The 23,990-nt window shown below is 69.4% G+C and carries 16 protein-coding genes and 1 pseudogene; 11 read left to right on the forward strand and 6 right to left on the reverse strand.

Translation table 11 applies throughout. From position 1 onward, the window contains the following. Positions 1-377: pseudogene (locus Q0568_RS14135) on the reverse strand (branched-chain amino acid ABC transporter permease); the annotation flags it as partial. A 1-nt stretch (position 378) separates the two neighbouring features. Further along, positions 379-1,728 carry a branched-chain amino acid ABC transporter permease gene (locus tag Q0568_RS14140; protein ID WP_366941415.1) on the reverse strand — a complete coding sequence of 450 codons (1,350 nt, stop codon included), beginning with the start codon at positions 1,726-1,728 and terminating at the stop codon, positions 379-381. A gap of 274 nt (positions 1,729-2,002) precedes the next feature. Here Q0568_RS14140 and guaB point away from each other — a divergent pair, with 274 nt between their 5' ends. The 3 genes from guaB to Q0568_RS14155 all read left to right on the forward strand — a co-directional run bounded on the left by guaB (position 2,003) and on the right by Q0568_RS14155 (position 6,550). Continuing rightward, entirely contained in the window at positions 2,003-3,508 is a 1,506-nt protein-coding gene (gene guaB / locus Q0568_RS14145) for an IMP dehydrogenase (RefSeq protein WP_298867593.1), read from the forward strand. A 223-nt stretch (positions 3,509-3,731) separates the two neighbouring features. Further along, the gene (locus Q0568_RS14150; protein ID WP_298867596.1) at positions 3,732-5,102 is read left to right on the forward strand and encodes an MFS transporter; all 1,371 of its coding nucleotides are present in this window, start codon (positions 3,732-3,734) and stop codon (positions 5,100-5,102) included. Then, positions 5,099-6,550: an aminotransferase class V-fold PLP-dependent enzyme gene (locus Q0568_RS14155; RefSeq protein WP_298867598.1), complete on the forward strand. Its 1,452-nt coding sequence runs from the start codon at positions 5,099-5,101 to the stop codon at positions 6,548-6,550. The genes Q0568_RS14150 and Q0568_RS14155 overlap by 4 nt, the downstream gene beginning before the upstream one ends. A gap of 138 nt (positions 6,551-6,688) precedes the next feature. On the opposite strand, the gene Q0568_RS14160 is transcribed toward Q0568_RS14155, so the two are convergent. Beyond that, the gene (locus Q0568_RS14160) at positions 6,689-7,543 is read right to left on the reverse strand and encodes a type IV toxin-antitoxin system AbiEi family antitoxin domain-containing protein (RefSeq protein ID WP_298867600.1); all 855 of its coding nucleotides are present in this window, start codon (positions 7,541-7,543) and stop codon (positions 6,689-6,691) included. A 313-nt stretch (positions 7,544-7,856) separates the two neighbouring features. On the opposite strand from Q0568_RS14160, the gene Q0568_RS14165 reads away from it, so the two are divergent. From Q0568_RS14165 to Q0568_RS14190, 6 genes are all read left to right on the forward strand, one after another. Then, positions 7,857-8,975, forward strand: coding sequence for a GuaB3 family IMP dehydrogenase-related protein (locus Q0568_RS14165; protein WP_298867642.1), 1,119 nt, complete (start codon positions 7,857-7,859; stop codon positions 8,973-8,975). Beyond that, on the forward strand, positions 8,972-9,814 hold the full coding sequence (locus tag Q0568_RS14170; RefSeq protein WP_298867602.1) for an SURF1 family protein: 843 nt from the start codon (positions 8,972-8,974) through the stop codon (positions 9,812-9,814). Before Q0568_RS14165 ends, Q0568_RS14170 begins: the two co-directional genes overlap by 4 nt. A 201-nt stretch (positions 9,815-10,015) precedes the next feature. Continuing rightward, positions 10,016-14,677: an ExeM/NucH family extracellular endonuclease gene (locus Q0568_RS14175; protein ID WP_298867644.1), complete on the forward strand. Its 4,662-nt coding sequence runs from the start codon at positions 10,016-10,018 to the stop codon at positions 14,675-14,677. 141 nt (positions 14,678-14,818) lie between these two features. After that, positions 14,819-15,298 carry a DUF3817 domain-containing protein gene (locus Q0568_RS14180; protein WP_298867604.1) on the forward strand — a complete coding sequence of 160 codons (480 nt, stop codon included), beginning with the start codon at positions 14,819-14,821 and terminating at the stop codon, positions 15,296-15,298. Beyond that, a complete protein-coding gene (guaA, locus tag Q0568_RS14185; RefSeq protein ID WP_298867606.1) occupies positions 15,295-16,881 on the forward strand; it encodes a glutamine-hydrolyzing GMP synthase in 1,587 nt (528 codons plus the stop codon). Before Q0568_RS14180 ends, guaA begins: the two co-directional genes overlap by 4 nt. Then, positions 16,878-18,260 carry a glycosyltransferase gene (locus Q0568_RS14190; protein WP_298867608.1) on the forward strand — a complete coding sequence of 461 codons (1,383 nt, stop codon included), beginning with the start codon at positions 16,878-16,880 and terminating at the stop codon, positions 18,258-18,260. Before guaA ends, Q0568_RS14190 begins: the two co-directional genes overlap by 4 nt. A 183-nt stretch (positions 18,261-18,443) precedes the next feature. On the opposite strand, the gene Q0568_RS14195 is transcribed toward Q0568_RS14190, so the two are convergent. Both Q0568_RS14195 and Q0568_RS14200 read right to left on the reverse strand, forming a co-directional pair. Next, positions 18,444-18,710 (reverse strand): GlsB/YeaQ/YmgE family stress response membrane protein, encoded by a 267-nt coding sequence (locus Q0568_RS14195; protein WP_298867610.1) that lies wholly within the window; start codon positions 18,708-18,710, stop codon positions 18,444-18,446. Positions 18,711-18,861: 151 nt separating this feature from the next. After that, positions 18,862-19,818, reverse strand: coding sequence for a Bax inhibitor-1/YccA family protein (locus Q0568_RS14200; protein ID WP_298867612.1), 957 nt, complete (start codon positions 19,816-19,818; stop codon positions 18,862-18,864). Positions 19,819-19,907: 89 nt separating this feature from the next. Between Q0568_RS14200 and Q0568_RS14205 the strand changes: the two genes are divergently transcribed. Beyond that, positions 19,908-20,891, forward strand: a complete 984-nt coding sequence (locus Q0568_RS14205; protein WP_298867614.1) for a glycerophosphodiester phosphodiesterase family protein — start codon at positions 19,908-19,910, stop codon at positions 20,889-20,891. Positions 20,892-20,905: 14 nt separating this feature from the next. Here Q0568_RS14205 and Q0568_RS14210 read toward each other — a convergent pair whose 3' ends face one another. Continuing rightward, a complete protein-coding gene (locus Q0568_RS14210) occupies positions 20,906-21,304 on the reverse strand; it encodes a pyridoxamine 5'-phosphate oxidase family protein (RefSeq protein ID WP_298867617.1) in 399 nt (132 codons plus the stop codon). A gap of 174 nt (positions 21,305-21,478) precedes the next feature. Here Q0568_RS14210 and Q0568_RS14215 point away from each other — a divergent pair, with 174 nt between their 5' ends. After that, positions 21,479-23,941 carry an ATP-dependent helicase gene (locus Q0568_RS14215; protein ID WP_298867618.1) on the forward strand — a complete coding sequence of 821 codons (2,463 nt, stop codon included), beginning with the start codon at positions 21,479-21,481 and terminating at the stop codon, positions 23,939-23,941. The last annotated feature ends 49 nt before the right edge of the window (positions 23,942-23,990 follow it).

Genomic DNA, 23,990 nt, shown 5'->3' on the forward strand with positions numbered 1-23,990 from the left:
GCCAGGCCGCCGGCCGAGTTGGTCCACTCGCGGAACAGCTCGGTGGTGAACAGCAGGCGCACGATCTCGCCGGCGGCGATGGTCGCGATGGCCAGGTAGTCGGCTCTCAGCCTCAGCGTCGGGATGCCGAGCAGCAGTCCCAGCAGGGCGCCGGCCAGCAGGCCGATGAGCATGCCGATGTACCAGGGGAGGCCGAAGCTCAGCACCGAGATGGCGTAGCCGTAGGCGCCCACGGCCATGAAGGCCGCCATGCCGAAGTTCAGCAGGCCGGCGTAGCCGAAGTGCACGGCCAGGCCCGTCGCCGCCAGCGCGTAGGCGATGGTGACGGGGCTGAGCAGGTATGCGGCGGTGTCGCCGAAGATGCTTCCGAAGTCCATGTCAGCCCAACCTCTCCTTGCGTCCGAAAAGTCCTTGCGGGCGCACCAGCAGGATGATGATCAGCGCGGCCAGCGCGCTGGCGTACTTCAGGTCGGACGGGATCCAGAGGGTGGACACCTCGACGGCGATGCCGACGATGATCGAGCCGATGATGGCGCCGAACGCGGTGCCGAGGCCGCCGATCGTCATGGCGCAGAAGATCAGCAGCAGCATCTGCACGCCCATGTCCCACTTCACACCGGGGCGGAAGTACGCCCACAGGATGCCGGAGATCGCCGCCAGGGCGCCCGCCAGGATCCACACCAGGCGGATGACCTTGTCGACGTCGATGCCGGTGGCCGCGGCGAGCTGCGGGTTGTCGGAGATGGCGCGGGTGGCCTTGCCGATCCGGGTGCGGGTGAGGAACAGCCCCACGCCGATGATGACCACCAGGCTGACGGACATCGTGATCACGTCGATGTACGACAGCGAGATCGGGCCCAGATTCCAGGGCTTCGGACTGGCGCCCGGCAGCTGAAGCGTGCCGCCGCCGATCACGAACTGGAAGATGTATCGCATGGCCAGCGCCAGGCCGATGCTGACGATCATCAGCGGCACGACGCTCATGCCGCGTCTTCGCAGCGGAGCCCACAGGCCGACATCCAGTGCCCAGCCCAGCAGTCCGCCTCCGACGACGGCGGCGACAATGCCGAGCCACAGCGGAAGACTCCAGAACGAGGTGCACAGCACCGCGACGATGCCGCCCCAGGTCACCATGTCGGCGTGGGCGAAGTTGCCGAGGCGCGTGGTGCCGTAGATGAGGGCGGCGCCCATCGACGCCAGCGCCAGCAGCAGGCCGAAGTTCAGGCCGTTGAAGGTGCGCGAGAGCAGCTGGCTCCAGAACGACTCGGTCACGCGCTCGCCCTGTCCGAGGAACAGGTTCACGATCTTCGTGCCGGTCAGGCCGAACGAGGCCTCGAAGGCGCCGCTGGTGCCGGAGACCGCCTTCACGCCCTGCGGCAGCTTGGACGGGTCGATGATCACGCCCTTGGGCAGGGTGTCCTCGTCGATCGTGATCGTGTACGTGGCCTTCTTCGGCACGTACAGACGCCACTTGCCGTCGGCATCCGTCTTCGTCTTGCCCTTGAAGCCGTTGCCCTCGACGCTCATCCCCACATCAGCGACCGGCTTGTCGTTGTTGGTGATGTTGCCGCCGAAGTAGAACGCGGTGATCTCCTGGCCGTCAGGTGTCGTGGCGGCCTGTGCTGAACCGGCGGGTATGCCGAGCACGATGAAAGTGGCCAACAGTGCTGCGATCAGCGCCATCAGCCCGGTTCGGGGGCGCTGAAGCGCCACAGTTCTCAGTCCCACGCATCCTCCACATCGAGTGCCCTCGAACGAACTCGGGCAGTCGTTCGATGATGGACGTGCACTGAGCGTATCCCCCCGGCGGCCCGATCCGCACCAACCGTTTCCTGATCGGAACGTGCAGCCCGCGCGTGTCGCACCCGTCTTCCTGGGAATCTCCGGGGTCCGCGGGCCGTTAGACTCGGTACACGACGGACACGCTCCCGTCCAGGCCGCAGTCGTCCCCGCGCATTCCCGTCATTCGATCGCGCCGCCAGGCGCAGAGGAGCCAGTTTCTATGCCCCAGCACGATCCGTTCGGTTTCACAGGGCTCACCTACGATGACGTGCTGCTGCTGCCAGGGCACACGGACGTCATCCCCAGCGAGGCCGACACGTCGTCGCGCATCTCCCGCCGCATCTCGGTCGCGACGCCGCTGCTCTCCAGCGCGATGGACACCGTGACCGAGGCGCGCATGGCCATCGCGGTGGCGCGCGAGGGCGGCATCGGCATCCTGCACCGCAACCTCTCCATCGCCGATCAGGCAGCCGACGTCGACCGCGTCAAGCGCAGCGAGTCCGGCATGATCACCGACCCGATCACGACCACCGCCGACGCCACCGTCGACGAGGTCGACAAGCTGTGCGCGAAGTACCGCATCTCGGGCCTGCCCGTCGTCGATGACGAGAAGCACCTGGTGGGCATCATCACCAACCGCGACATGCGGTTCGTCTCGGGCTTCGAGCGCAAGACCACCCTGGTCAAGGACGTGATGACCAGCGAGAACCTGGTGACGGCGCCGGTGGGCGTGCCCGCGGGCGAGGTCATCGCGCTGTTCGCCAAGCACCGCGTCGAGAAGCTGCCGCTGATCGACTCCGACGGCAAGCTCGCGGGCCTGATCACCATCAAGGACTTCGACAAGAGCGAGAAGTACCCGCTGGCCACCAAGGACGAGCACGGCCGCCTGCGCGTGGGCGCCGCGATCGGCTTCTTCGGCGATGCCTGGGAGCGTGCCGAGGCGCTGCGCGACGCGGGCGTGGACGTGCTGGTGGTCGACACCGCCAACGGCCAGTCGCAGGGCGTGATCGACCTGATCAAGCGGCTGAAGGCCGACCCCACGTTCGAGCACATCGACATCATCGGCGGCAACGTCGCGACCCGTGAGGGCGCGCAGGCCCTGGTGGATGCCGGCGTCGACGCCGTGAAGGTGGGCGTGGGCCCCGGGTCCATCTGCACCACCCGCATCGTCGCCGGCGTGGGCGTGCCGCAGGTCACGGCCGTGTACGAGGCGTCGCTGGCCGCCGCCCCCGCGGGCATCCCGGTGATCGCCGACGGCGGTCTGCAGTACTCCGGCGACATCGCCAAGGCGCTGGTCGCCGGTGCGGATGCCGTGATGCTGGGCTCGCTGCTGGCCGGCACCGACGAGTCGCCGGGCGAGATCGTCTTCCAGTCCGGCAAGCAGTTCAAGCTGTACCGCGGGATGGGTTCGCTGGGCGCCATGCAGACGCGCGGCAAGCAGACCTCGTACTCCAAGGACCGCTACTTCCAGGCCGACGTGCCCAGCGATGACAAGCTCATCCCCGAGGGCATCGAGGGCCAGGTGCCCTACCGCGGCCCGGTGTCGGCGGTCGTGTACCAACTGGTCGGCGGACTGCGCCAGTCGATGTTCTACGTCGGTGCGCGCACCGTCGAGGAGCTGAAGGCCCGCGGGAAGTTCGTCCGCATCACCGCGGCCGGCCTGAAGGAGTCGCACCCGCACGACGTGCAGATCGTCGTCGAGGCGCCGAACTACAACAAGCGCTGAACTGAATCCACGGAAGGGGCGGATGCTGAGCATCCGCCCCTTTCGCGCGTCCGGTGCGGGTACGGATGTCGGCTCAGATCACGGATGTCGGCCGCATCGGCGGGTCCCAGCCGACATCCGTGAAACGGGCCGACATGTGTACCGGCCGCCCCGGGCTGACGCATCCGCCGACGACGCCTTCCGTGCATCCGCGCGGCGACGCCTGCGCCGCTAGAGTGAGCGCATGCGGTCAGGGTCCAATTCGCTCAGTCGGGGACAGGTCTCGCGCTATGCGATCGGGTCGCTCGGCACGGGCGGTTTCTCCACGCTGCCGGGCCTGGTGCTGGTCTACTACCTGACCGATTCGCTGGGCGTGACCGCGCTCGCCGCCGGCGCGATCGTCACCGTCGCCAAGGTGTGGGACGTGCTGATCGACCCCGTCATCGGCGGCATCAGCGACCGGGCGCTCGCGCACACCGGCACCCGCCGGCGGACCATGCTGATCGGCGGTATCGGGCTGCCCCTCGCGTTCGTGCTCACCTTCGCCGTGCCGGCGGGCCTCGGCCCGGTGCCCGCGGCGCTGTGGGTGCTCGTGGCGTTCATGCTGGCCGCCACCTGCTTCAGCCTGTTCCAGGTGCCGTACATCGCCTTGCCCGCCGAGCTGACCGACGACTACCGGGAGCGCACCCGGCTGCTGAGCTGGCGGGTGGTCATGCTGACCGTCGCGATCCTGATGTTCGGCGCGGGCGGTCCCGAACTGCGCGCGCTGTTCCCCGAGAACCCGCTGCTGGGCTACCTCGTGATGGCGGCCGTCGCCGCCGTCATCCTCGGGTTCGGGATGCTGACCTCGGCCTCCGTGGCGCCGCAGCGCCCGCTGCTGCCGGTGCGCCGCGGCTCCACCATCGCGGAGCACTACCGCGATGGCATCGTCGTGCTGCGCGAGAGCCAGCCGTTCCGCGCTCTGCTGGCGACGTTCCTGCTGCAGGGATTGGCCACCGGCATGATGCTGGCCGCCGCGCAGTACGTGGCGCGCTGGGTGCTCGACGACGAGACGGCCGTCACGCAGCTGTTCGTCGCACTGATCGCCCCTGCCCTGCTGATGGCGCCGGTGTGGAAGCTCATCGCCGATCGCATCGGCAAGGAGCGGGCGTTCCGCATGGCCAGTGCGCTGTTCCTGCTGGCGACCCTGGCGCTCACGGCCATGGTCTGGGTGCCGGGCTGGTGGATCGTGGCTCCGGTGGCACTGGCGGGTGCCGCCTACGCCGGCATGCAGACGCTCCCGATGGCCATGCTCCCCGACGTGATCGCCTACGACCGCACCGTGCAGGAGGCCGCCGGAACGGGCGGCGCGAACCGCTCCGGGATCTTCGGCGGCGTGTGGACGGCGGGCGAGACCAGTGGGATGGCGCTCGGGGGCACCATCCTCACCATCGTGCTGGCAGCGACGGGCTACCTGGAGACCACCGCCGGCCACGAGGTCGTGCAGCCGGCAGCCGCCGTCACCGGGATCGGGATCTCCTTCAGCATCCTGCCCGCGGCCCTGATGCTGCTGAGTCTGCTCACCCTGGCCCGGTACCGGCTGCGGGAGCATGACATCGTCGGAACGTCGGCATGAGCGATGCCGGCGACATCCTCGAGCGACTGAGACGGCTGCGCGCGGGGGATGCTCCCACCCACGGCGGGCGCGTGATGTCGTACGTGTACGACTCGGGCAGACCCGAGCTGGACGAACTGGCGGATGCCGCCGCGCGGCTCGCCCGCCCGCTGAACGGACTCGATCCCACGGTCTTCCCGTCGATCGCCGCCATGGAGCGCGACGTGGTCGGCTTCGCGAGGCGGATGCTGCACGGCGGCGGCTCCGTGGTGGGATCAGTCACCAGCGGGGGAACGGAGAGCTGCCTGCTGGCGGTGAAGACGGCGCGCGACCTGTGGCGGCGCACACACCCGGGCGGTGAGCGTCCGCGGCTGGTGACGACCACGGCCGTGCATGCGGCGTTCCAGAAGGCCGCCGCGCTGTTCGACCTCGACTGGGACCCGGTGCCGGTCAGTGCCTCCGGGCACGCGCGCGCGAGGGACCTCATCGCGCGTCTGGGTGACGACGTGGCGCTGGTGGTCGTGTCGGCGCCGGCGTATCCGACGGGCGTGCTCGACCCTGTCGCCGAGGTGGCGGCAGCCACGTCGGCGCGGGGCATCCCCTGCCATGTGGACGCGTGCTTCGGCGGCTTCGTCCTGCCCTGGTGGCCGGGGCTGCCGGACTGGGACTTCCGGGCGCGCGGCGTGACCAGCATCTCCGCCGACCTGCACAAGTTCGGCTACGCGCCCAAGGGCGTCTCGGTGCTGCTGCACCGCGGGCGTCGCCGGCACCGGGCGCAGTTCTTCGCCACCACGCGGTGGTCGGGGTACCCGGTCGTGAACCCCACGCTGCTGGGCTCGAAGTCGGTGTCGCCGCTGGCCGCCGGCTGGGCGATCATGCAGCACCTGGGCACGAGCGGGTATGCCGATCTGGTGGGGTCGATCACGAGGGCGGCGGATGCCGTGCGCGCCGCCGTCGACAGCATCCGGGGTCTGGCCGTGCTGGGCGACCCCGTCGGGCCGGCGATCGCAGTGGTGGCGGATCCGACGGTGCCGGAGAGGGAGCGCGTGGACCCGCATCGGCTGGCCGACGCGCTCGTCGGCTACGGCTGGAAGATCCAGCACCAGCCCGGGCTGACGCAGGCGGACGGCGTGCGCATGCCGCACAGCGCGCATCTCACGCTCACGCCCGTGCTCGAGCGGGGCGTGGACGAGTTCGCGGCGGCCCTGGTCGCGGCATCCGATTCCGTGCGAGGAGAACCGCAGGCCGACGCGAGGATGCTGCTGGCGGGCATGAGGATGCTGGGATACGGCGACGGCGGGCGGGTGCCCGGACCTGCGGCCGCATGGCGCCTGCTGCGTCTGGCCGGGGCGGGAAAGGTCTCAGCCGACCAGCCCATGGCCGTGCTGATGGCCCTCGTCGAGCGGCTGCCGCACGACGTGTCCGAGGCTCTGCTCACCGAGCTGCTGGCCCGCACATCGGAGCCCTGAGGTCGGGCATCCGCTCCACCCGCTCAGAACCGGAGGATCGCCGAGATCCGGATGGATTCGTCGGGATCTGGCCGGTTCTGGACTGTCCTCCGGTTCTCGGCCGCGCTTCACGGCGACGCTCGCCCGTCGCGCCGCGCTTCAGCGCCGCGCGAACAGGTGCAGCCCCTGTGCGATCGCGTTCAGGATCGTCTCCTGCACGTGGCGCATGTCGAACATGATCTGCTGATAGTCGAACCGCAGCACGGTGTAGCCCAGCAGCACCAGCCGGGCATCCTGTCGCAGATCCTTGCGCCGATCCTTCGCCTCGCCATGGAACTCGAAGCCGTCGATCTGCACCACCAGACGCTCCCCGATGAGTGCGTCGACCGGATGCCCGTCGATGAGAACCTGCTGCTGAACGCGAACGCCGCAGCTGCGGGCGATCCTCAGGAAGATCGTCTCGATGCCGGAGTCGGACTGTGCGCCGACCTGCCGCAGCACCGTCTGCGCAGCCGGCGATCTCCACTGCGTGCGCCGCAGTTGGCTCAGCGTCACCATGCTCTTGCGCAACGCCGACTCCCACACCGTCGCTGCCAGCTTCGGCTCAAGGCAGCGGGCCACATGGAACAGCACGTTGAGCACGGGCTCCTCGGTGTCGAACCGCGCCACGGGCACGGGAGGACGTGCCCAGTGGAGAAGGAGCCCCGGATGCTCGCGGCCGCGTTCTGTCGTGGTCGTCGGCGGGAGCCACAGGTGGATGTCCGCGGAGTCCGGCGTCCACAGCCCCTGCAGCTCCGCCGCCGAGACGCAGGTGGCGCGCCCGCTGAGCTCTGCTGCGGCGCGGCGTGCGGGCGAGCAGTACGGGGCCACGAGCCAGGTGCGGTGCACGCGCTGCAGCATCCCGGCATCCGCAGCCTTCCCCACGGTGTGGCGGGAGAAACCCGCCTCACGCAGGTCGCGAGTGTGTGCGATGCCGTGGTGCTGCCGCATCCACTCCGCAATATCGGTGCTCATGCCTGTCGAGGATGCTCGATCCGGGCATGTGCCGTGCGCTCGAAATCGCGGATTGTGGACAAGTCGTCCGATCCGTCGATTGTGCAGGCGTAGTCGGCGGACTCCGGATGCCGGCATCCACCCGCCCAGAACCGGAGGATCGCCGGGATCCGGATGGATTCGTCGGAATCTGTCCGATTCCGGGCCGTCTTCCGATTCTCGGCGGATGGGCAACGCGGGGAGGGCGGATGGGCAACGCGGGGGAAGGCGGATGACGCGGGAGAGGCTCCCGGGAAGCGGCAAAAGCCACGACGGGTAGGCTGGATGCGTGAGCATGGACATCGAGATCGGCCGAGGCAAGCGCGCGCGTCGCGCGTACACGTTCGACGACATCGCGGTCGTGCCGTCGAGGCGCACCCGCAACCCGGAGGACGTCTCCACGGTGTGGAGCATCGACGCCTACTCCTTCGAGATCCCGGTGCTGGGCGCTCCGATGGACTCCGTCGTGAGCCCGCAGACCGCCATCGCGCTGGGCCGCCTGGGCGGGCTGGGCGTGCTCGACCTCGAAGGCCTGTGGACCCGGTACGAGAACCCGCAGCCGCTGCTCGACGAGATCGCGGGCCTGTCCGAGGCCGGTGCCACCGTCCGCATGCAGGAGCTGTACTCCGAGCCGATCAAGCCCGAGCTGATCAAGCAGCGCCTGGCCGAGATCCGCGCCGCGGGCGTCACCGTCGCCGGCTCTCTCACACCGCAGCGCACGCAGGAGCTGTACGAGACCGTCGTGGCCGCCGGCGTCGACCTGTTCGTCATCCGCGGCACCACGGTCTCCGCCGAGCACGTCTCCAGCGTGGCCGAGCCGCTGAACCTCAAGAAGTTCATCTACGACCTCGACGTCCCCGTGATCGTGGGCGGCGCCGCCACCTACACGGCGGCCCTGCACCTGATGCGCACGGGCGCTGCCGGCGTGCTGGTCGGCTTCGGCGGGGGAGCTGCGTCCACCACGCGCGCGACCCTGGGCATCCACGCCCCGATGGCCACGGCCGTCTCTGATGTGGCCGCGGCGCGCCGCGACTACCTCGACGAGTCCGGCGGGCGCTACGTGCACGTGATCGCCGACGGCGGCGTGGGCACCTCCGGCGACATCGTCAAGGCCCTCGCAATGGGTGCGGATGCCGTGATGCTGGGCGTCGCACTCGCCCGTGCCACGGATGCTCCCGGCCAGGGCTTCCATTGGGGTGCCGAGGCGCACCACCCGCAGCTTCCGCGCGGCCGCCGCGTGGCGGTCCCGGGCGTCGCGAACCTGGAGGAGATCCTCTACGGTCCTGCTCCGGTGGCCGACGGCACGGCGAACCTGATCGGCGCACTGCGCAAATCCATGGCGACGACCGGCTACTCCGACCTGAAGGAGTTCCAGCGCGTCGAGGTCGTGCTCGCGCCCTACGAGCTGGGATGACGCAGCCCCCGCCGCCCGCCGTGCAGGAGTTCCCGCCGACCCTGCGCGAGGTCATGCTGCGCAGGCGCTGGATCGGCGTGCTCGCGCTCTGCCTGCTGGTGGCGGGGATCTTCGCGTGGCTGGGGCAGTGGCAGCTCTCGCGCGCCATCGACACCTCCCCGCCTCCGGCCGGCGCGACCGAGCAGGTGCGCCCGCTGACCGACGTGATCCAGCCGGGCGAGTACCTGGACCAGAGCCTGGGCGGCCAGCGCGTGAGCACCAGCGGCACCTGGGTGCCCGGCGACTTCATCGTGCTGTCGCAGCGCTTCAACGACGGCGACGAGGGCTACTGGGTCTCCGGCCAACTGCGCGTGGCCGACCGCACCTCCATCGCCGTCGCGATCGGGTGGGCCCCCACCCGTGAGAAGGCGGATGCCGCTGTCAAGAGGCTCGACGCGGCGGGCGCCACGCAGGCCGAGATCACCGGCCGGCTCATCGACGACGAGGGCGTCGAAGTGCCACCGGCATCCGACCCGCTCGAGCTCACCCGCATGTCACCGGCGGCACTGCTCAGCCGCTGGCACGACATCGACCAGTTGAACGTGTACCGCCCCTACCTGGCATCCGCCACGGCGACCGCCGGCCTGACCGACATCAGCTCGCCGGCGCCCACCGAGGGCTCGCCGATCAACTGGCTGAACATCTTCTACGCGGCGGAGTGGGCGGTCTTCGCCGGCTTCGCGTTCTACCTCTGGTACCGGCTGGCGAAGGACGCCTGGGAGCGTGACGTCGAGGCGTTCGAAGAGGCCGCGGCATCCGCGAGCGAGTCGACCGCATCCACGACGGAAGACGCCGACTGAGCACAGCCCCTGCCCGTACGGCGAATGCGGGATGCACGTTCGGTGACCAGCAGATGGACGGAGCGCCAACATCCGCTCGAGCGTCTTGTCGCGCCTTCGACCGCCGCCCTATGGTCACAGACATGTGTGCACGCTGAGAGTGCACGGCGCTCGGTTCACGGGACCGGCGCTCCACCCACACCCGAGGAGACAGCTGTGAAGATGTCCGCCCCCGATGGTCGGAACCGCACGGTTCCGTCCGCACCGCACAGGAACCGGGGGCGCATCTGCGCCCTCGCCATGACCACCGCCTTCGCCCTGGGCTTCGGCACGCTCATCGCCGCACCCGCCTCTGCGAACACCGCGGGCACGGGCGTGGTCATCAACGAGGCCGCGCTCTCCGGCGGCAGCGCCGGCGCCGCGTTCAAGAACAAGTTCGTCGAGCTGTACAACCCGACCGATGCCGACGTCGCGCTGGACGGCACCTCGCTGCAGTACCGCGCGGCCGGCACGGCCACGGCGTTCACCGCCGTCGTCCCCCTCACCGGGACCATCAAGGCGCACGGCCACTACCTGGTCAAGGGCAGCAGCAACGGCGCGACCGGCGCCGAGCTGCCCGCAGCCGACGCCACGACCGGCGCCTCGTTCAGCGGCACCACCGGAACCCTCGCACTCGTCGACGGCACCGCCGCCATCAACCCCGGAACCGGCTCTCTGACAGGCGTCGACGGCATCCTCGACCTGCTCGGCTACGGCACCTCCAACTCGTTCGAGGGCACGGTCGCGAAGGCGCCGACGAGCAATACGAATGCCCCGTCCATGAACCGCACCGACGCGAAGGACACCGACGACAACGGCGCGGACTTCTCGCTGTCGGCATCCATCACCCCGACCAACGCCAAGGGCGAGACCGGGGCGACCGACCCGGGCACCGACCCCGATCCCGACCCGCAGCCGGGCGAGAAGGTCTCCATCGCCGCCGTGCAGGGCACCGCCGACACCTCGCCGCTGGTCGGGAAGACCGTCACCGTCGAGGGCGTCATCACCGCCGACTACCGGGCGACCGGCAGCTACGGCGGCATCGTCATCCAGACGCACGGCACCGGCGGTGAGAAGAAGACCGACGGCTCCTCCGACGGCATCTTCATCTACCTGAACGGCAAGAGCGTCCCCGGCGCGGTCGGCGACCTCGTCTCGGTCAACGGCGCCGTGAGCGAGTACTACGGCCAGACGCAGATCACCCCGGCATCCGCCGCCGACGTCTCCGTCGTCACCGCCGCCGTCGGCGTTCCCGCACCCGTCGCGCTGCCCACGACCGTCGTCGGCACCGCGCGCGAGGCGTACGAGAACATGCTCGTCGCACCCACCGGCGACTACCTGATCGCCTCCAGCCACCAGCTCTACAACTACGGCACGCTGTGGCTGAACCCGGGTGAGCTCAACGTCAAGAGCACCGAGACCACGCGTCCGGGTGCGGAGGCGGATGCCATCGCCGCCGCCAACCGCGCGGACCGCATCCTGCTCGATGACGGCTACTCCGCCAAGGTCGGCAGCGAGGGCCAGCCGTACTTCACCAAGGACGTCGTGGTGCGCAACGGCGACGCCGTCGACTTCACCGGCAAGAGCATGGTGCTGCAGTACGACCACGACGACTGGCGCCTGCAGCCGGCCAAGCCCCTCACCGGAGCGTCACCCGCGGTCGACAAGGTCACCTTCACCACGAGGAACCCGCGTCCGACCGTTCCGTCGGTCGGCGGTGACGTGCAGATCGCGTCGTTCAACGTCTACAACTACTTCACGACGCTCAGCTCGCAGAACGCCGACGCTCGAGGCGCGAAGGATGCTGCGCAGTTCAGCATCCAGAAGTCGAAGATCGTCGCGGCCATCAACGGCACCGGCGCGGAGATCGTCTCGCTGATGGAGATCGAGAACTCGATCAAGCTCGGCGAGCCCGTCGACACCGCACTGGCCGACCTGGTCAGCGGGCTGAACGCCGCAGCCGGCTCCGAGGTCTGGGCGTACGTTCCGACCCCCGACGCGTTGAAGGATCCGTCGACGACCGACTTCATCACCAGCGCCATCATCTACAAGAAGGCCGCCGTCACGCCCCAGGGCGCCGCGCAGACCATCACGGATGAGACCGTCTGGGGCAACGCCCGCGAGCCCATCGCGCAGGCGTTCGACATCGACGGCCGCACCGTCACCGTTGTGGCCAACCACTTCAAGTCCAAGTCCGGCACGGGCACCGAGCCCGCCGACGGCCAGGGCTTCTTCAACGCCGACCGCGTGAAGCAGGCGCAGTCGCTGCTGGCCTTCACCGACAAGCTGAAGCAGGACTCCGGCAGTGGCGACATGCTGCTGATCGGCGACTTCAACGCCTACGGCCAGGAGGACCCGATCGACGTGTTCACCTCGCAGGGGTGGCTCGACACGGTCCCCTCCAAGGCCGCGGGCCAGTACACGTACTCGTTCGACGGCGAGCTCGGCTCGCTGGACCACGTGATCGCGTCGCCATCGCTCGCCGCATCCGTCACGGGCGCCGGCGTCTGGAACATCAACTCGCCGGAGTGGAGCGACCGCGGCTACGCGTTCGCCGCCACCGAGGCGGGCACGCCGTTCCGCTCCAGCGACCACGACCCGATCCTCGTCGGCGTCTCGGCCACCGTGCCGCCGATCTCGATCGACATCGCCACGATCAACGACTTCCACGGTCGGATCGAAGCAAGCGGTGCGGCAGCCGGTGCCGCCGTGCTCGCCGGCGCCGTGGAGGACGTGCGCGCCAAGAACCCGAACACGATCTTCGCCGCCGCCGGCGACCTGGTCGGAGCGTCGACGTTCACCTCGTTCATCCAGGGCGACAACCCCACGATCGACGCGCTCAACGCCGCCGGTCTCGAGGTCAGCGCCGCGGGCAATCACGAGTTCGACAAGGGCTGGGCCGACCTGCGCGACCGCATCGTCAAGCGGGCCGACTGGGAGTACATCAGCTCCAACGTGTTCCTCGGCTCCGACGCGGACGCGCCGACCGCTCTCGCACCCTCGTGGGTGAAGACCGTCGACGGCGTGCGGGTCGGCTTCGTCGGCGCGGTCACCGAGGACCTGGACAGCCTGGTCTCACCGGACGGCATCAAGGACCTCGACGTGCGTGACATCGTCACCTCGGTCAACACCGCGGCCGACGCGCTGCGCGACGGCGATGCGAGCAATGGCGAGGCGGATGTCGTGATCCTGCTGGTGCACGAGGGTGCGGCCACGACCTCGGTCGACTCCATCACTCCCGACTCCGCGCTCGGGAAGATCGTGTACGGCGTCGACAAGGACGTCAACGCGATCGTCTCCGCGCACACCCACCTCGCGTACAACCACGTCATCGACGGCCGCCCGGTCGTCTCGGCAGGGCAGTACGGCGAGAACATGGGCGTGATGAACCTGCAGGTCGACCCGGCCACGCACAAGCTGCTCTCGATCACCAACGAGATCAAGCCGCTCACGCACGAGGAGATCGGGGCCGACGGCAAGACCGCCATCGTTCCGAGCTACCCGGCCGTGCCGGAGGTGCAGGCCATCGTCGACACCGCCAAGAAGGAGGCCGACGTCCTCGGCAACGTCAAGGTGGGCGAGATCACGGCCGACTTCAACCGCGCCCTGCAGAGCGACGGCAAGACGGAGAACCGGGGTGGCGAGTCCACCATCGGCAACTTCATCGCCGACGTGCAGCAGGAGTCCACGGGCGCCCAGATCGCGCTGATGAACCCGGGCGGCATCCGCACGGTGATGGCGTACCAGGGCACGTCCGACACGGATCCCGACGGCAACCTCACCTATCGTGAGGCGGCGTCGGTGCAGCCGTTCGCCAACACGCTGGTCACGCTGAGCCTGACCGGTGCGCAGCTGAAGTCCGTGCTCGAGGAGCAGTGGCAGCCGGCGGGCTCGGCCCGTCCGTTCCTGAAGCTCGGCGTCTCGAAGGGTCTGACGTACACGTACGACCCGGCTGCGGCGCAGGGTTCGCACATCACCTCGATGACCCTGAACGGCCAGGCCGTGGATCCCGCTGCGTCGTACCTGGTCGCGGCGAACTCGTTCCTGGCGGCGGGCGGCGACAACTTCGCCACCTTCGCCCAGGGCACCGACAAGAAGGACACCGGCAAGATCGACCTGCAGTCGATGGTGGACTGGTTCACGGCCAACAAGACCGCGACGCCCGACCTCGCCCAGCGCGCGGTCGGCGCAGCGGTCACGCCGGCTGCCCCGGCGGACGGGTACCAGGTCGGCGACCAGGTGACCGTGGCGCTCTCGTCGCTGGCGTTCAGCGCCGGAGAGCAGGTGCCCACCGAGGTCGCGTTCGCGCTCGGAGACACCGTGCTGGGCACCGCCCCGGTGAGCGTCGCCGTGACGGATGCCTATGACGAGGCCGGTTCGGCGACGTACACGTTCACCGTTCCGGCGGATGCCGCGGGCAAGACGCTCACGGTCACGCCGAACCTGGGCCAGGCCGTCGTGCTCCCGGTCTCGTTCGCCGAGAGCACCCAGCCCGGAGAGTTCGCCGGCACGATCTCGCTGGGCTCGTCGAAGGTGGCCGCGGGCACGACGCTCACGATCACCGGCAGCGACTACCAGCCCGGTGAGACCGTGGCGGTGCAGCTGCAGCCCAAGAAGGGCGAGGCGATCAACCTCGGCACGGTGAAGGTCGGGGAGGACGGCTCGTTCTCGGCATCCGTGACCGTGCCTGCGGCGACTCAGCCCGGCGTCTACACGGTCTCGGTCTCGCAGGCCGACGGTGACGCCGCGACCGCGGTGGTGCACGTGAACCGCAAGGGCGGCGTCGCGCACATCGTGCAGGGCATCGTGGACTGGGTGCTCGGCCTGATCTCCGGATGGTTCTGATCGTCATCCGCACGGTCTGAGCACGCGGACGGGAGGCCGTCGGGAGCGATCCCGGCGGCCTCCTGCCGTGTCGCGGACGTCTGGATCGAGCACGGGGGACCGAGGGAGGGTGCACGGCATCGGCCCAGTAGACTGGTGTCCATGCCCGAGCCCAAAATCGCCAGTTTCCCGGCGATCCGCGGCGCGCTGAAGTTCTATCAGATCGCGTCGATCATCACCGGTGTCATGCTCCTCCTGCTGGTCACGGAGATGGTGCTGAAATACACGCCCATCCACCTCGAGCTGTTCCTGGGCGGATCGGGCGGGTTCCTGTGGTTCGCGCCGGTCGCCGAGGGCGCCGACGGACTGCAGTCCATGGGCGACGGGGTCAACCTCTCCCTGGGCATCCTCATCGTGCACGGCTGGTTCTACGTCGTGTACCTCTTCGCGTGCTTCCGCATGTGGAGCCTGATGCGCTGGCCGCTGCTGCGCCTGCTGCTGCTCATGCTCGGCGGCGTCATCCCGTTCCTGTCGTTCTTCATGGAGGCGCGCGTCTCGCGCGAGATGAAGAGCTATCTCTCCGCGCGCGAGGCCGCCGAGGCCGCAGCGACCCCGACCTCATCTCCGGAAGGTGCCCGTTGACCGAACAGCCCGAGACCCAGCAGCGTCCCACGCTCGTCGTCGACTTCGGCGCGCAGTACGCGCAGCTGATCGCCCGCCGCGTGCGCGAGGCCGGTGTGTACAGCGAGATCGTGCCGCACACTTCCACGGCCGACGAGATCGCGGCGAAGAACCCCGTCGCGATCATCCTCACCGGCGGACCCTCGTCGGTGTACGAGGAGGGCGCTCCCAAGCTGGACCCGGCGGTGTTCGAGCTGGGCGTGCCGACGCTGGGCATCTGCTACGGCTTCCAGTACATGGCGCAGACCCTCGGCGGCGAGGTCGCCAACACCGGTCTGCGCGAGTACGGCGCCACCGACGCGCACATCCCCGAGACGTCGAACTCACTGCTGGCCGGCCAGCCCGCCGAGCAGAACGTCTGGATGAGCCACGGCGACCAGGTCTCCCGCGCGCCCGAGGGCTTCGAGGTGCTCGCCACCACCGACGCCACCAAGGTCGCGGCCTTCGCGAACGAGGAGCGCAAGCTGTACGGCGTGCAGTGGCACCCCGAGGTGAAGCACTCCGACCACGGCCAGGAGGTGCTGGAGAACTTCCTGCACCGCAGCGCGGGCCTGCCCGCGGACTGGAACAGCAGCAGCGTGATCACCGAGCAGATCGAGCGCATCCGCGAGCAGGTCGGCGATGCCCGCGTGATCTCCGCTCTGTCCGGCGGCGTCGACTCCGCCGTCTCCACCGCGCTCGTGCACAAGGCCATCGGCGACCAGCTCACCGCCGTGTTCGTCGACCACGGACTGCTGCGCAAGGGCGAGCGCGAGCAGGTCGAGAAGGACTACGTCGAGTCCACCGGCGTGCGCCTGATCACCGTCGACGCGGCCGACACGTTCCTCGGCCACCTGGCCGGCGTCACCGACCCCGAGACCAAGCGCAAGATCATCGGCCGCGAGTTCATCCGCGCCTTCGAGCAGGTGCAGCGCGATCTGGTCGAGGAGGCGAAGGCCGCCGGCGGCGCCCCCGTGAAGTTCCTCGTGCAGGGCACCCTGTACCCCGACGTCGTCGAGTCCGGCGGAGGTGCGGGCACTGCCAACATCAAGTCGCACCACAACGTGGGCGGCCTGCCGGAGGACCTGGACTTCGAGCTGGTCGAGCCGCTGCGCGCCCTGTTCAAGGACGAGGTGCGCGCCATCGGCCGCGAGCTCGGCATCCCCGAGGGCATCGTCGGGCGCCAGCCGTTCCCCGGCCCGGGCCTCGGCATCCGCATCATCGGCGAGGTGACCCGCGACCGCCTGGAGATCCTGCGCGAGGCCGACGCCATCGCCCGCGAGGAGCTCACGAAGGCGGGCCTGGACCAGACCATCTGGCAGTGCCCGGTGGTGCTATTGGCCGACGTGCACTCCGTCGGCGTGCAGGGCGACGGTCGCACCTACGGCCACCCGATCGTGCTGCGCCCCGTCTCCAGCGAGGACGCCATGACGGCCGACTGGACCCGACTGCCCTACGACGTGCTGTCGAAGATCTCGAACCGCATCACCAACGAGGTGCGCGAGATCAACCGCGTGGTGCTGGACGTCACCTCCAAGCCGCCGGCAACCATCGAGTGGGAGTGAGCGCGGTGTCGGTGTTCCCGGATGCCGACTACCTGATCCTGTCCAGCCGTCTGATCCCGGATCTCGACGGCGGCTACACCATCGCCACGCTCGCGCGTGCCCGTCAGATGGCGGCGGCAGGCGTGGAGAGCGGCTTGGGTCCGCAGCTGCTGACCTTCGATCCCGGCACGGCCGCCGAGCACGCCGAGCATCGTGCCGTGTTCGCCGCGCGCGGTGCGCTGACAGCGCCCGAGCGACTGCGCAATCTCTTCGACGAGGCGGTCGCGCCCGGCGGCGGGGCGGCGGAGTGGGTGCGCGCCGCACTGACGGATGCGGTCCCCGCCGCTGGTACGGCCGATGACGACCGCGTGCTGACGGATGCCGACGGCCTGCCGTTCCTGTCCCTGCCGGTGATCGCCGGGAACCCCGACTGGCATCTGAGCACCGCGGCCGTGCGCGTGTACGACGCCGCGGGCACCGTGATCGGCGAGCTGGCCGGCTTCGGAGCGCTGTACCTCGCATGGCTGAAGAAGGTCGCGGCGGAGACCGAGCGCACGATGGTCGTGATCTGCGAGTCACGGCAGCTCGGCGAGCTGATCGCCTCCTGGGACGACCCCCGGGTGCGGATCATCCACACCATCCACACCATGCACCTCGAGCCGCCGTTCGACATCGACGGCCCGATGAACCCGCTGTGGACCCGGTGGTTCGCGCTGTGCGAGCGATTCGACGCCGTGGCCTGGCCGACGAGATCGCAGCGTGCCGACGTGGTGGCGCGGTTCGGTGAGAGCGACGTGCACGTGCTGGTCTCCAACGGGATCGTGCCGCCTGCGGCATCCGCTGTGGAGCGCGAGCCGGGGCTGGTGGTGGCGCTGGGTCGACTGGCGCCGGGCAAGCGCGTGGATCACGCCATCCGCGCGTTCGTCGCGGCGGACGTGCCCGGCACGCGGCTGGAGATCTGGGGCGGCGGCGCTGAGCAGCAGCGCCTGCAGCGGCTCATCGACGACCTCGATGCCGGTGACCGCGTGCGCCTGGCGGGCTTCACCACCGATCCGGGATCCGTGCTCGATCGGGCTTCGCTGCTGGTCACCGCGACCCTGTACGAGGGCCAGCCGCTGTCGATCGTCGAGGCGCTCTCGCACGGCTGTCCGGTGGTCTCCTACGACGTGCGGTACGGCCTGCGCGACATCCTCACCGACGGCGGGGGAGTGCTGGTGCCGGCCGGCGACGAGCAGGCGCTGTCGGATGCCCTGCGCCGGGTGCTCTCGGATGCCGGGCAGCACGAGCGCCTGCTGGCGGAGGCGCGCCCCGCTGCGGCGCCCTGGGACGATCAGGCTGCCATGCGCTCGCTGGCGGCGGTGGCGCGGGCCGTGGTGTCACGGCCGTCACGGCGCGCGTAGCGCCGGGCATCTCCGTCCGGTTCGCGCGGAGATATGCGCGTGGCGCGGAAGAATTCCCGCATCCGATCCGCGCGAAGCGCACAGATCCGCGGCAGGCGCACGGCGCTCACCCTCCGAACGCGCCCGAACGCGAGCAGGGGAGGCGGATCCGAAGATCCGCCTCCCCTGCTCGCACCGTGGCCGTCAGGCCTTGCGGCTGCCCCGGCCGGCGATGGCGCCGTAGATCAGCAGCACGATGATCGAGCCGCCGATCGCGCACAGCCACGTGCCGAGGTTGAAGAACGATTCGATCCCGAGTCCGAAGAGGCTGCCGATCCAGCCGCCGACGAGCGCGCCGACGACGCCGAGCAGCAGCGTGACGAACCAGCCGCCGCCCTGCTTGCCGGGGAGGATGAGTTTGGCGATCGCGCCGGCGATCAGTCCGAGGAGCAGAAATCCGAGGAAGCCCATGATGGAGTCTCCGTTTCTTTCAGGTTCACGACGGTCTGTCGTGCAGACATTGTCGCGCACTTCGCGTGCAGGGGCCGAATCGCAGGGCGTGTCGCGGGTACGAGAACGGCCGCCCTCCGAGGAGAGCGGCCGTTCCCGGTGAATCAGTGCGTCAGTTATTGCGCAGGATCGCGAGGATGCGCAGGATCTCGACGTACAGCCAGACGACGGTGACCATGATGCCGAAAGCGCCGACCCAGCCGTACTTGCGGGGAGCGCCGTTGCGCACGCCCTGCTGGATCTGGTCGAAGTCCATCACCAGCGAGTAGGCGGCCATGAAGACGACGAGGATGCCGATGATGAGACCCACCGGGATGCCGGCGATCTTCATGCTGTAGGCGCCGAACGTGTACGAGCTGTCGATGGCGCCGGTCCACATCATGATGAGGTTGATCACCTGGAACACCAGGTACCCGATCATGGCGATCATGACGATCTTGGTCATCTTGGCGGACGCGCGGACCTTGCCGCTGGCGAACAGTGCGAGCGTCACACCGACGACGGCCACCGTCGCGAGCGTCGCCTGCATGACCAGGCCCGGCCACATGGTCTCGAAGAACGCCGAGATGCCGCCGACGAACAGGCCCTCGAAGACCGCATAGCCGAAGATCAGCCCGGGGCGGACCTTCTTGCGGGAGGTGAAGGTGACGATCATGGCCAGGACGAATCCGCCGAAGGCCCCGATCATCCACGGGAGGATGGAGGCGATGGCGCCGGGCCGCGCGACGACCCCGCCGAGCGTCCACACCCAGCCGACGACCGCAGCCACCAGCAGGATGCCGAACAGGCCGGCGGTCTTCCAGGCCGTGTCCTCGACCGTCATCCGATCGGTCTCGAGGGCACCCGCCGACGGTGCGGTGTACATGCCCTCGAGGTTGGCCTGGGCGGCGGCGTTGATGCCGGCCTGGCCGAAGGCTGCCTGCTGCGCGGCCGCAGCGGGCGGCGGCGGGGCGTACGGGCCCTGCGCGTTCTGCCCCTGCCGGGCGCTGCCGGGCGTGCCCGGGTACGTGGCGACCTTGCGCGGATCCTGCTGCTGGAACGCCGGGTTGTTGAAGACGAAGTTGCTCATGGTGTGGCCTCTGCTCCCGAGGGATCGGTCAACTCTTTCCTCAACGATACTGGTGCCCGCCTATGAACGGGGTGCTTTACGCTGAGAGCGTGCCCAGGAAATCGCCTCTGATCATCGGGCACCGCGGTGCCCCCGGTTACCGTCCGGAGCACAGCCGCTCCTCGTACGAGCTGGCGTTCGCGATGGGCGTGGATGCCGTCGAGCCGGACGTCGTGGCCACCAGCGACGGCGTGCTGGTCATCCGGCACGAGAACGAGATCTCCGGTACGACGGATGTCGCCGAGCATCCGGAGTTCGCCGACCGCCGCACGACGAAGAGCATCGACGGCGAGCGACTGACGGGCTGGTTCACCGACGACTTCACCTGGGACGAACTGGCCACGCTGCGCACCCGCGAGCGCCTGCCGCGCATCCGCACCTCGAGCGCGACCTTCGACGATCGGCAGCCGATCCTGCGTCTGCCGGACCTGCTGGCGATGATCCGCGAGGCGTCCGTCGAGCACGGCCGTGAGATCGGCCTGGTGCTCGAGGTGAAGCACGCCACGTACTTCGCCTCGATCGGGCTGGACCTCGTGCCGCTGATCGAGCGCGACCTGCGCGCGGAAGGCTGGGCCGCGGGGGAGCTGCCGCTGGTGATCGAGTCCTTCGAGCAGACCGTGCTGATGCGGTTGCGGCGCACCGGCATCGCGGCATCCTTCGTCTACCTCATCGAGGCGTCCGGCCGTCCCTTCGACCTGGTGGATCGGCTCGGGCCGGATGCGCCCGAGTATGCGTCGTTCGTCACCGCGGCCGGTCTGGATTCTCTGCAGGGGGCCGTCGACGGCATCAGCGTCAACAAGCGGATGCTGCTGGATCCGGGCTCCACGATCGTCGCCGACGCGCACGCCAGGGGGCTGCGGGTGTTCACCTGGACCTGCCGGCCCGAGAACCAGTTCCTCTCGGCACGGTTCCGCACCGCAGGCGGCAAGGCCGCGTTCGGGGACTACGAGGCCGAGTGGCGGGTGCTCGCCGACACCGGCCTGGACGGCGTCTTCGTCGACCACGCCGACCTGGGCGTCGCGTTCTTCCGCTGAGGTCGGACGGGGATTCAGGCCTGCGATCGGCGCACGCGGCGACCGGACACCTGGTCGGCCGTGAAGCGCAGCCAGAGCTCGCGCTCGCCACCCGCCCAGGGGCGCACTCGCAGAGCGCCGGGCATGGACGACACCTCGTCCGGTGTCATAGCCCGGACCGTCCCGTTCAGGAGGACATTCCACCCTGTGCCCGCGAGATCATCGTGGTGATCGACCTCGAAGGCGACGGTGGGCTCGTCGGGGAGCCCGGCGAGGGCTCCTTCGGCTTTGGTCCGCAGCAGCACGTCGCGCCCGTCCAGCCGGTAGTTCACCGGGATGATCTCGATCCGCCCGCTGCGCATGATGCCGACGCGCCCCACCGTGGTGGATCCGAGCAGCGCGAAGCACTCCGACTCGTCGAGAATGTCGATCATGGGCCTGCCTCCCACGCCGCCCGAAGAGGGGCAGCCGTGGCTCGATGGTAACGCGCCCGGTGGCGCGGCGTCACGGCGGCATCCCAGGCGGTGTCGACGATCGTGCGCTCGCCGGGATGCCGGGAGCACGACGACCGGGCGGGTGTCGGGGGCACAGCCTAAACTCGAAGGGCCATGACCGACGCCCCACTCATCGTCCCCGCATCCTCCGGCCCTCGCCCCTCAGACGGGCGCGCCGCGCTGCTGACCGGCCTGAACCCGCAGCAGCTCGAGGCCGTGACCTATCGCGGGAGCGCGCTGCTGATCGTCGCGGGTGCCGGCTCCGGCAAGACCAGCGTGCTCACCCGCCGCATCGCCCTGCTGCTGCAGCAGCGCGAGGCCTGGCCCAGCCAGATCCTGGCCATCACGTTCACCAACAAGGCAGCCGGCGAGATGCGCGAGCGCGTGCATGGGCTGGTGGGCGACGTCGCGCGCGGCATGTGGATCTCCACCTTCCACTCCGCCTGCGTGCGCATCCTGCGCCGCGAGGCCGAGCAGTTCGGCTTCACGAAGTCCTTCACCATCTACGACTCCGGCGACTCGCGGGCGCTGCTGAAGCGATTGGTCAAGGAGCACGAGGCGGATGCCTACGGGCTCACGCCCGGAGCGGTGCAGTCGCGCATCTCCAAGCTCAAGAACGAGCTGCTGGATGCCGAGGGCTACGCCCGCCAGGCCAACATGTCCGACCCCGCCGAGCGCACCTTCGTGGAGATCTTCAGCGACTACCAGCGGGCGCTGCAGAAGGCCAACGCCTTCGACTTCGACGACCTCATCGCCCAGACGGTGTTCCTGTTCCGGGCCTTCCCGCGGGTGGCGAACGTGTACCGGCGGCGCTTCCGGCACATCCTCGTGGACGAGTACCAGGACACCAACCACGCGCAGTACTCGCTGATCCGCGAGCTCACCAAGCCTGTCGAGGGGGAAGCCCCTGAGCCATATGCCTCGAACGGCATGATGATCTTCGAACCCGAGCCCGCGGCATCCGCCGGGGAGGCTGCCGAAGGCGCCTCGCTGACGGTGGTCGGCGACTCCGACCAGTCCATCTACGCGTTCCGCGGCGCCGACATCCGCAACATCACCGAGTTCGAGCGCGACTTCCCCGGCGCCAAGGTCGTGCTGCTCGAGCAGAACTACCGCTCCACGCAGAACATCCTCTCCGCAGCCAATGCGCTGATCGGCAACAACTTCGACCGCAAGGCGAAGAACCTGTGGAGCGACAAGGGCGCCGGCGAGAAGATCGTCGGCTTCACCGGCTACTCGCAGCACGACGAGGCGCAGTTCGTCGCCGACGAGATCGAGCGACTGCGCCGTGAGGGCATCCCGTACTCCGAGATGGCGGTCTTCTACCGCACCAACTCGCAGTCCCGTGCGCTGGAGGAGATCTTCATCCGCGCGGCTCTGCCCTACAAGATCATGGGCGGCACGAAGTTCTACGAGCGCGCCGAGATCAAGGACGCCCTGGCCTACCTGGTCGCGGTCGCCAACCCCGCCGATGACATGGCGGTGCGCCGCATCCTCAACAGGCCGCGTCGCGGCATCGGGGCCGTCACGGAGACCTCCATCGGCATGTTCGCCGAGCAGCACGGCATCAGCTTCCGCGATGCGCTGCGGCACTCCGGCGAGCTCGGCGTGGGCCCCAAGCTGCAGGCCGCCATCGCGCGACTGGACGCGGTGCTGGGCGAGGCCGCGGAGATCGTGCAGCCGGCATCCGGCGAAGTCCCGCCGTCCACGTCCGTGGCAGAGGGCCTGACCGTGCTGCTGCAGAAGAGCGGCTACTTCGACGCGCTGCGCGCCAGCCGCGACCCTCAGGACGAGGCCCGACTCGAGAACCTCGACGAGTTCGTCGCGGTCGCGCGAGACTTCGCCCGCAACAACCCGGACGGCACCATCGTCGACTTCCTCACCGAGGTCGCGCTGGTGTCGGATGCCGATGATCTCGACGACGAGTCCGGCGTGGTCTCGCTGATGACCATGCACACCGCGAAGGGCCTGGAGTACGACGCGGTGTTCGTCACCGGCGTCGAGGAGGACCTCATCCCGCATCGCATCTCCGCCGGCGAGCCGGGCGGCCCGCAGGAGGAGCGGCGGCTGTTCTACGTCGGCATCACACGTGCGCGCAAGCGCCTGCACCTCTCGCTGGCCATGACCCGCGCGCAGTTCGGCGAGGTGTCGGTGGCGATGCCCAGCAGGTTCCTGCAGGAGATCCCCGCCGAGCTCATCGAGTGGCGGCAGTCGCCGGGCGACGTCAACTCCCGCGGCGGCATGCAGTCGCGGGCGCTCAACGCGCGGCGCTCCGGCGGCTGGGGCGGCTCCGGCTCCTCGAACGATCGTTTCGGCGTGAAGGCGCTGCCCAAGCGGGACGGGCTCAAGCCGCTCTCCACCGCCATGGACCGCTTCCCCAACAGGGTCACGGCCAAGGTGCGCGACAACGGCGACCTCGAGCTGGCTGCGGGCGATCGCATCCGGCACGACGACTTCGGCGAGGGGCGCGTGGATGCGGTGACCGGCGAGGGCGCCAAGCGCATCGCGCACGTGCGGTTCGACACCGCGGGGCAGAAGAAGCTGCTGATCAAGATCGCGCCGATCGTCAAGCTGTAGCGGATCCTGTCGCGGATCCTGTGGCGGAGCACCCCGGTGCGGAGATTAG

Source organism: uncultured Microbacterium sp. (genome assembly GCF_937927635.1).
GTDB lineage: Bacteria > Actinomycetota > Actinomycetes > Actinomycetales > Microbacteriaceae > Microbacterium.

Bases quoted from the DNA above. Each gene is read 5' to 3' on its own strand.
- Q0568_RS14170 (WP_298867602.1), top strand. From the start codon at position 8,972: ATGACGCAGCCCCCGCCGCCCGCCGTGCAGGAGTTCCCGCCGACCCTG.
- Q0568_RS14165 (WP_298867642.1), top strand. From the start codon at position 7,857: ATGGACATCGAGATCGGCCGAGGCAAGCGCGCGCGTCGCGCGTACACG.
- Q0568_RS14180 (WP_298867604.1), top strand. From the start codon at position 14,819: ATGCCCGAGCCCAAAATCGCCAGTTTCCCGGCGATCCGCGGCGCGCTG.
- Q0568_RS14200 (WP_298867612.1), bottom strand. From the start codon at position 19,818: ATGAGCAACTTCGTCTTCAACAACCCGGCGTTCCAGCAGCAGGATCCG.
- guaB (WP_298867593.1), top strand. From the start codon at position 2,003: ATGCCCCAGCACGATCCGTTCGGTTTCACAGGGCTCACCTACGATGAC.
- Q0568_RS14155 (WP_298867598.1), top strand. From the start codon at position 5,099: ATGAGCGATGCCGGCGACATCCTCGAGCGACTGAGACGGCTGCGCGCG.
- Q0568_RS14160 (WP_298867600.1), bottom strand. From the start codon at position 7,543: ATGAGCACCGATATTGCGGAGTGGATGCGGCAGCACCACGGCATCGCA.
- Q0568_RS14175 (WP_298867644.1), top strand. From the start codon at position 10,016: ATGTCCGCCCCCGATGGTCGGAACCGCACGGTTCCGTCCGCACCGCAC.
- Q0568_RS14150 (WP_298867596.1), top strand. From the start codon at position 3,732: ATGCGGTCAGGGTCCAATTCGCTCAGTCGGGGACAGGTCTCGCGCTAT.
- Q0568_RS14215 (WP_298867618.1), top strand. From the start codon at position 21,479: ATGACCGACGCCCCACTCATCGTCCCCGCATCCTCCGGCCCTCGCCCC.
- Q0568_RS14210 (WP_298867617.1), bottom strand. From the start codon at position 21,304: ATGATCGACATTCTCGACGAGTCGGAGTGCTTCGCGCTGCTCGGATCC.
- Q0568_RS14195 (WP_298867610.1), bottom strand. From the start codon at position 18,710: ATGGGCTTCCTCGGATTTCTGCTCCTCGGACTGATCGCCGGCGCGATC.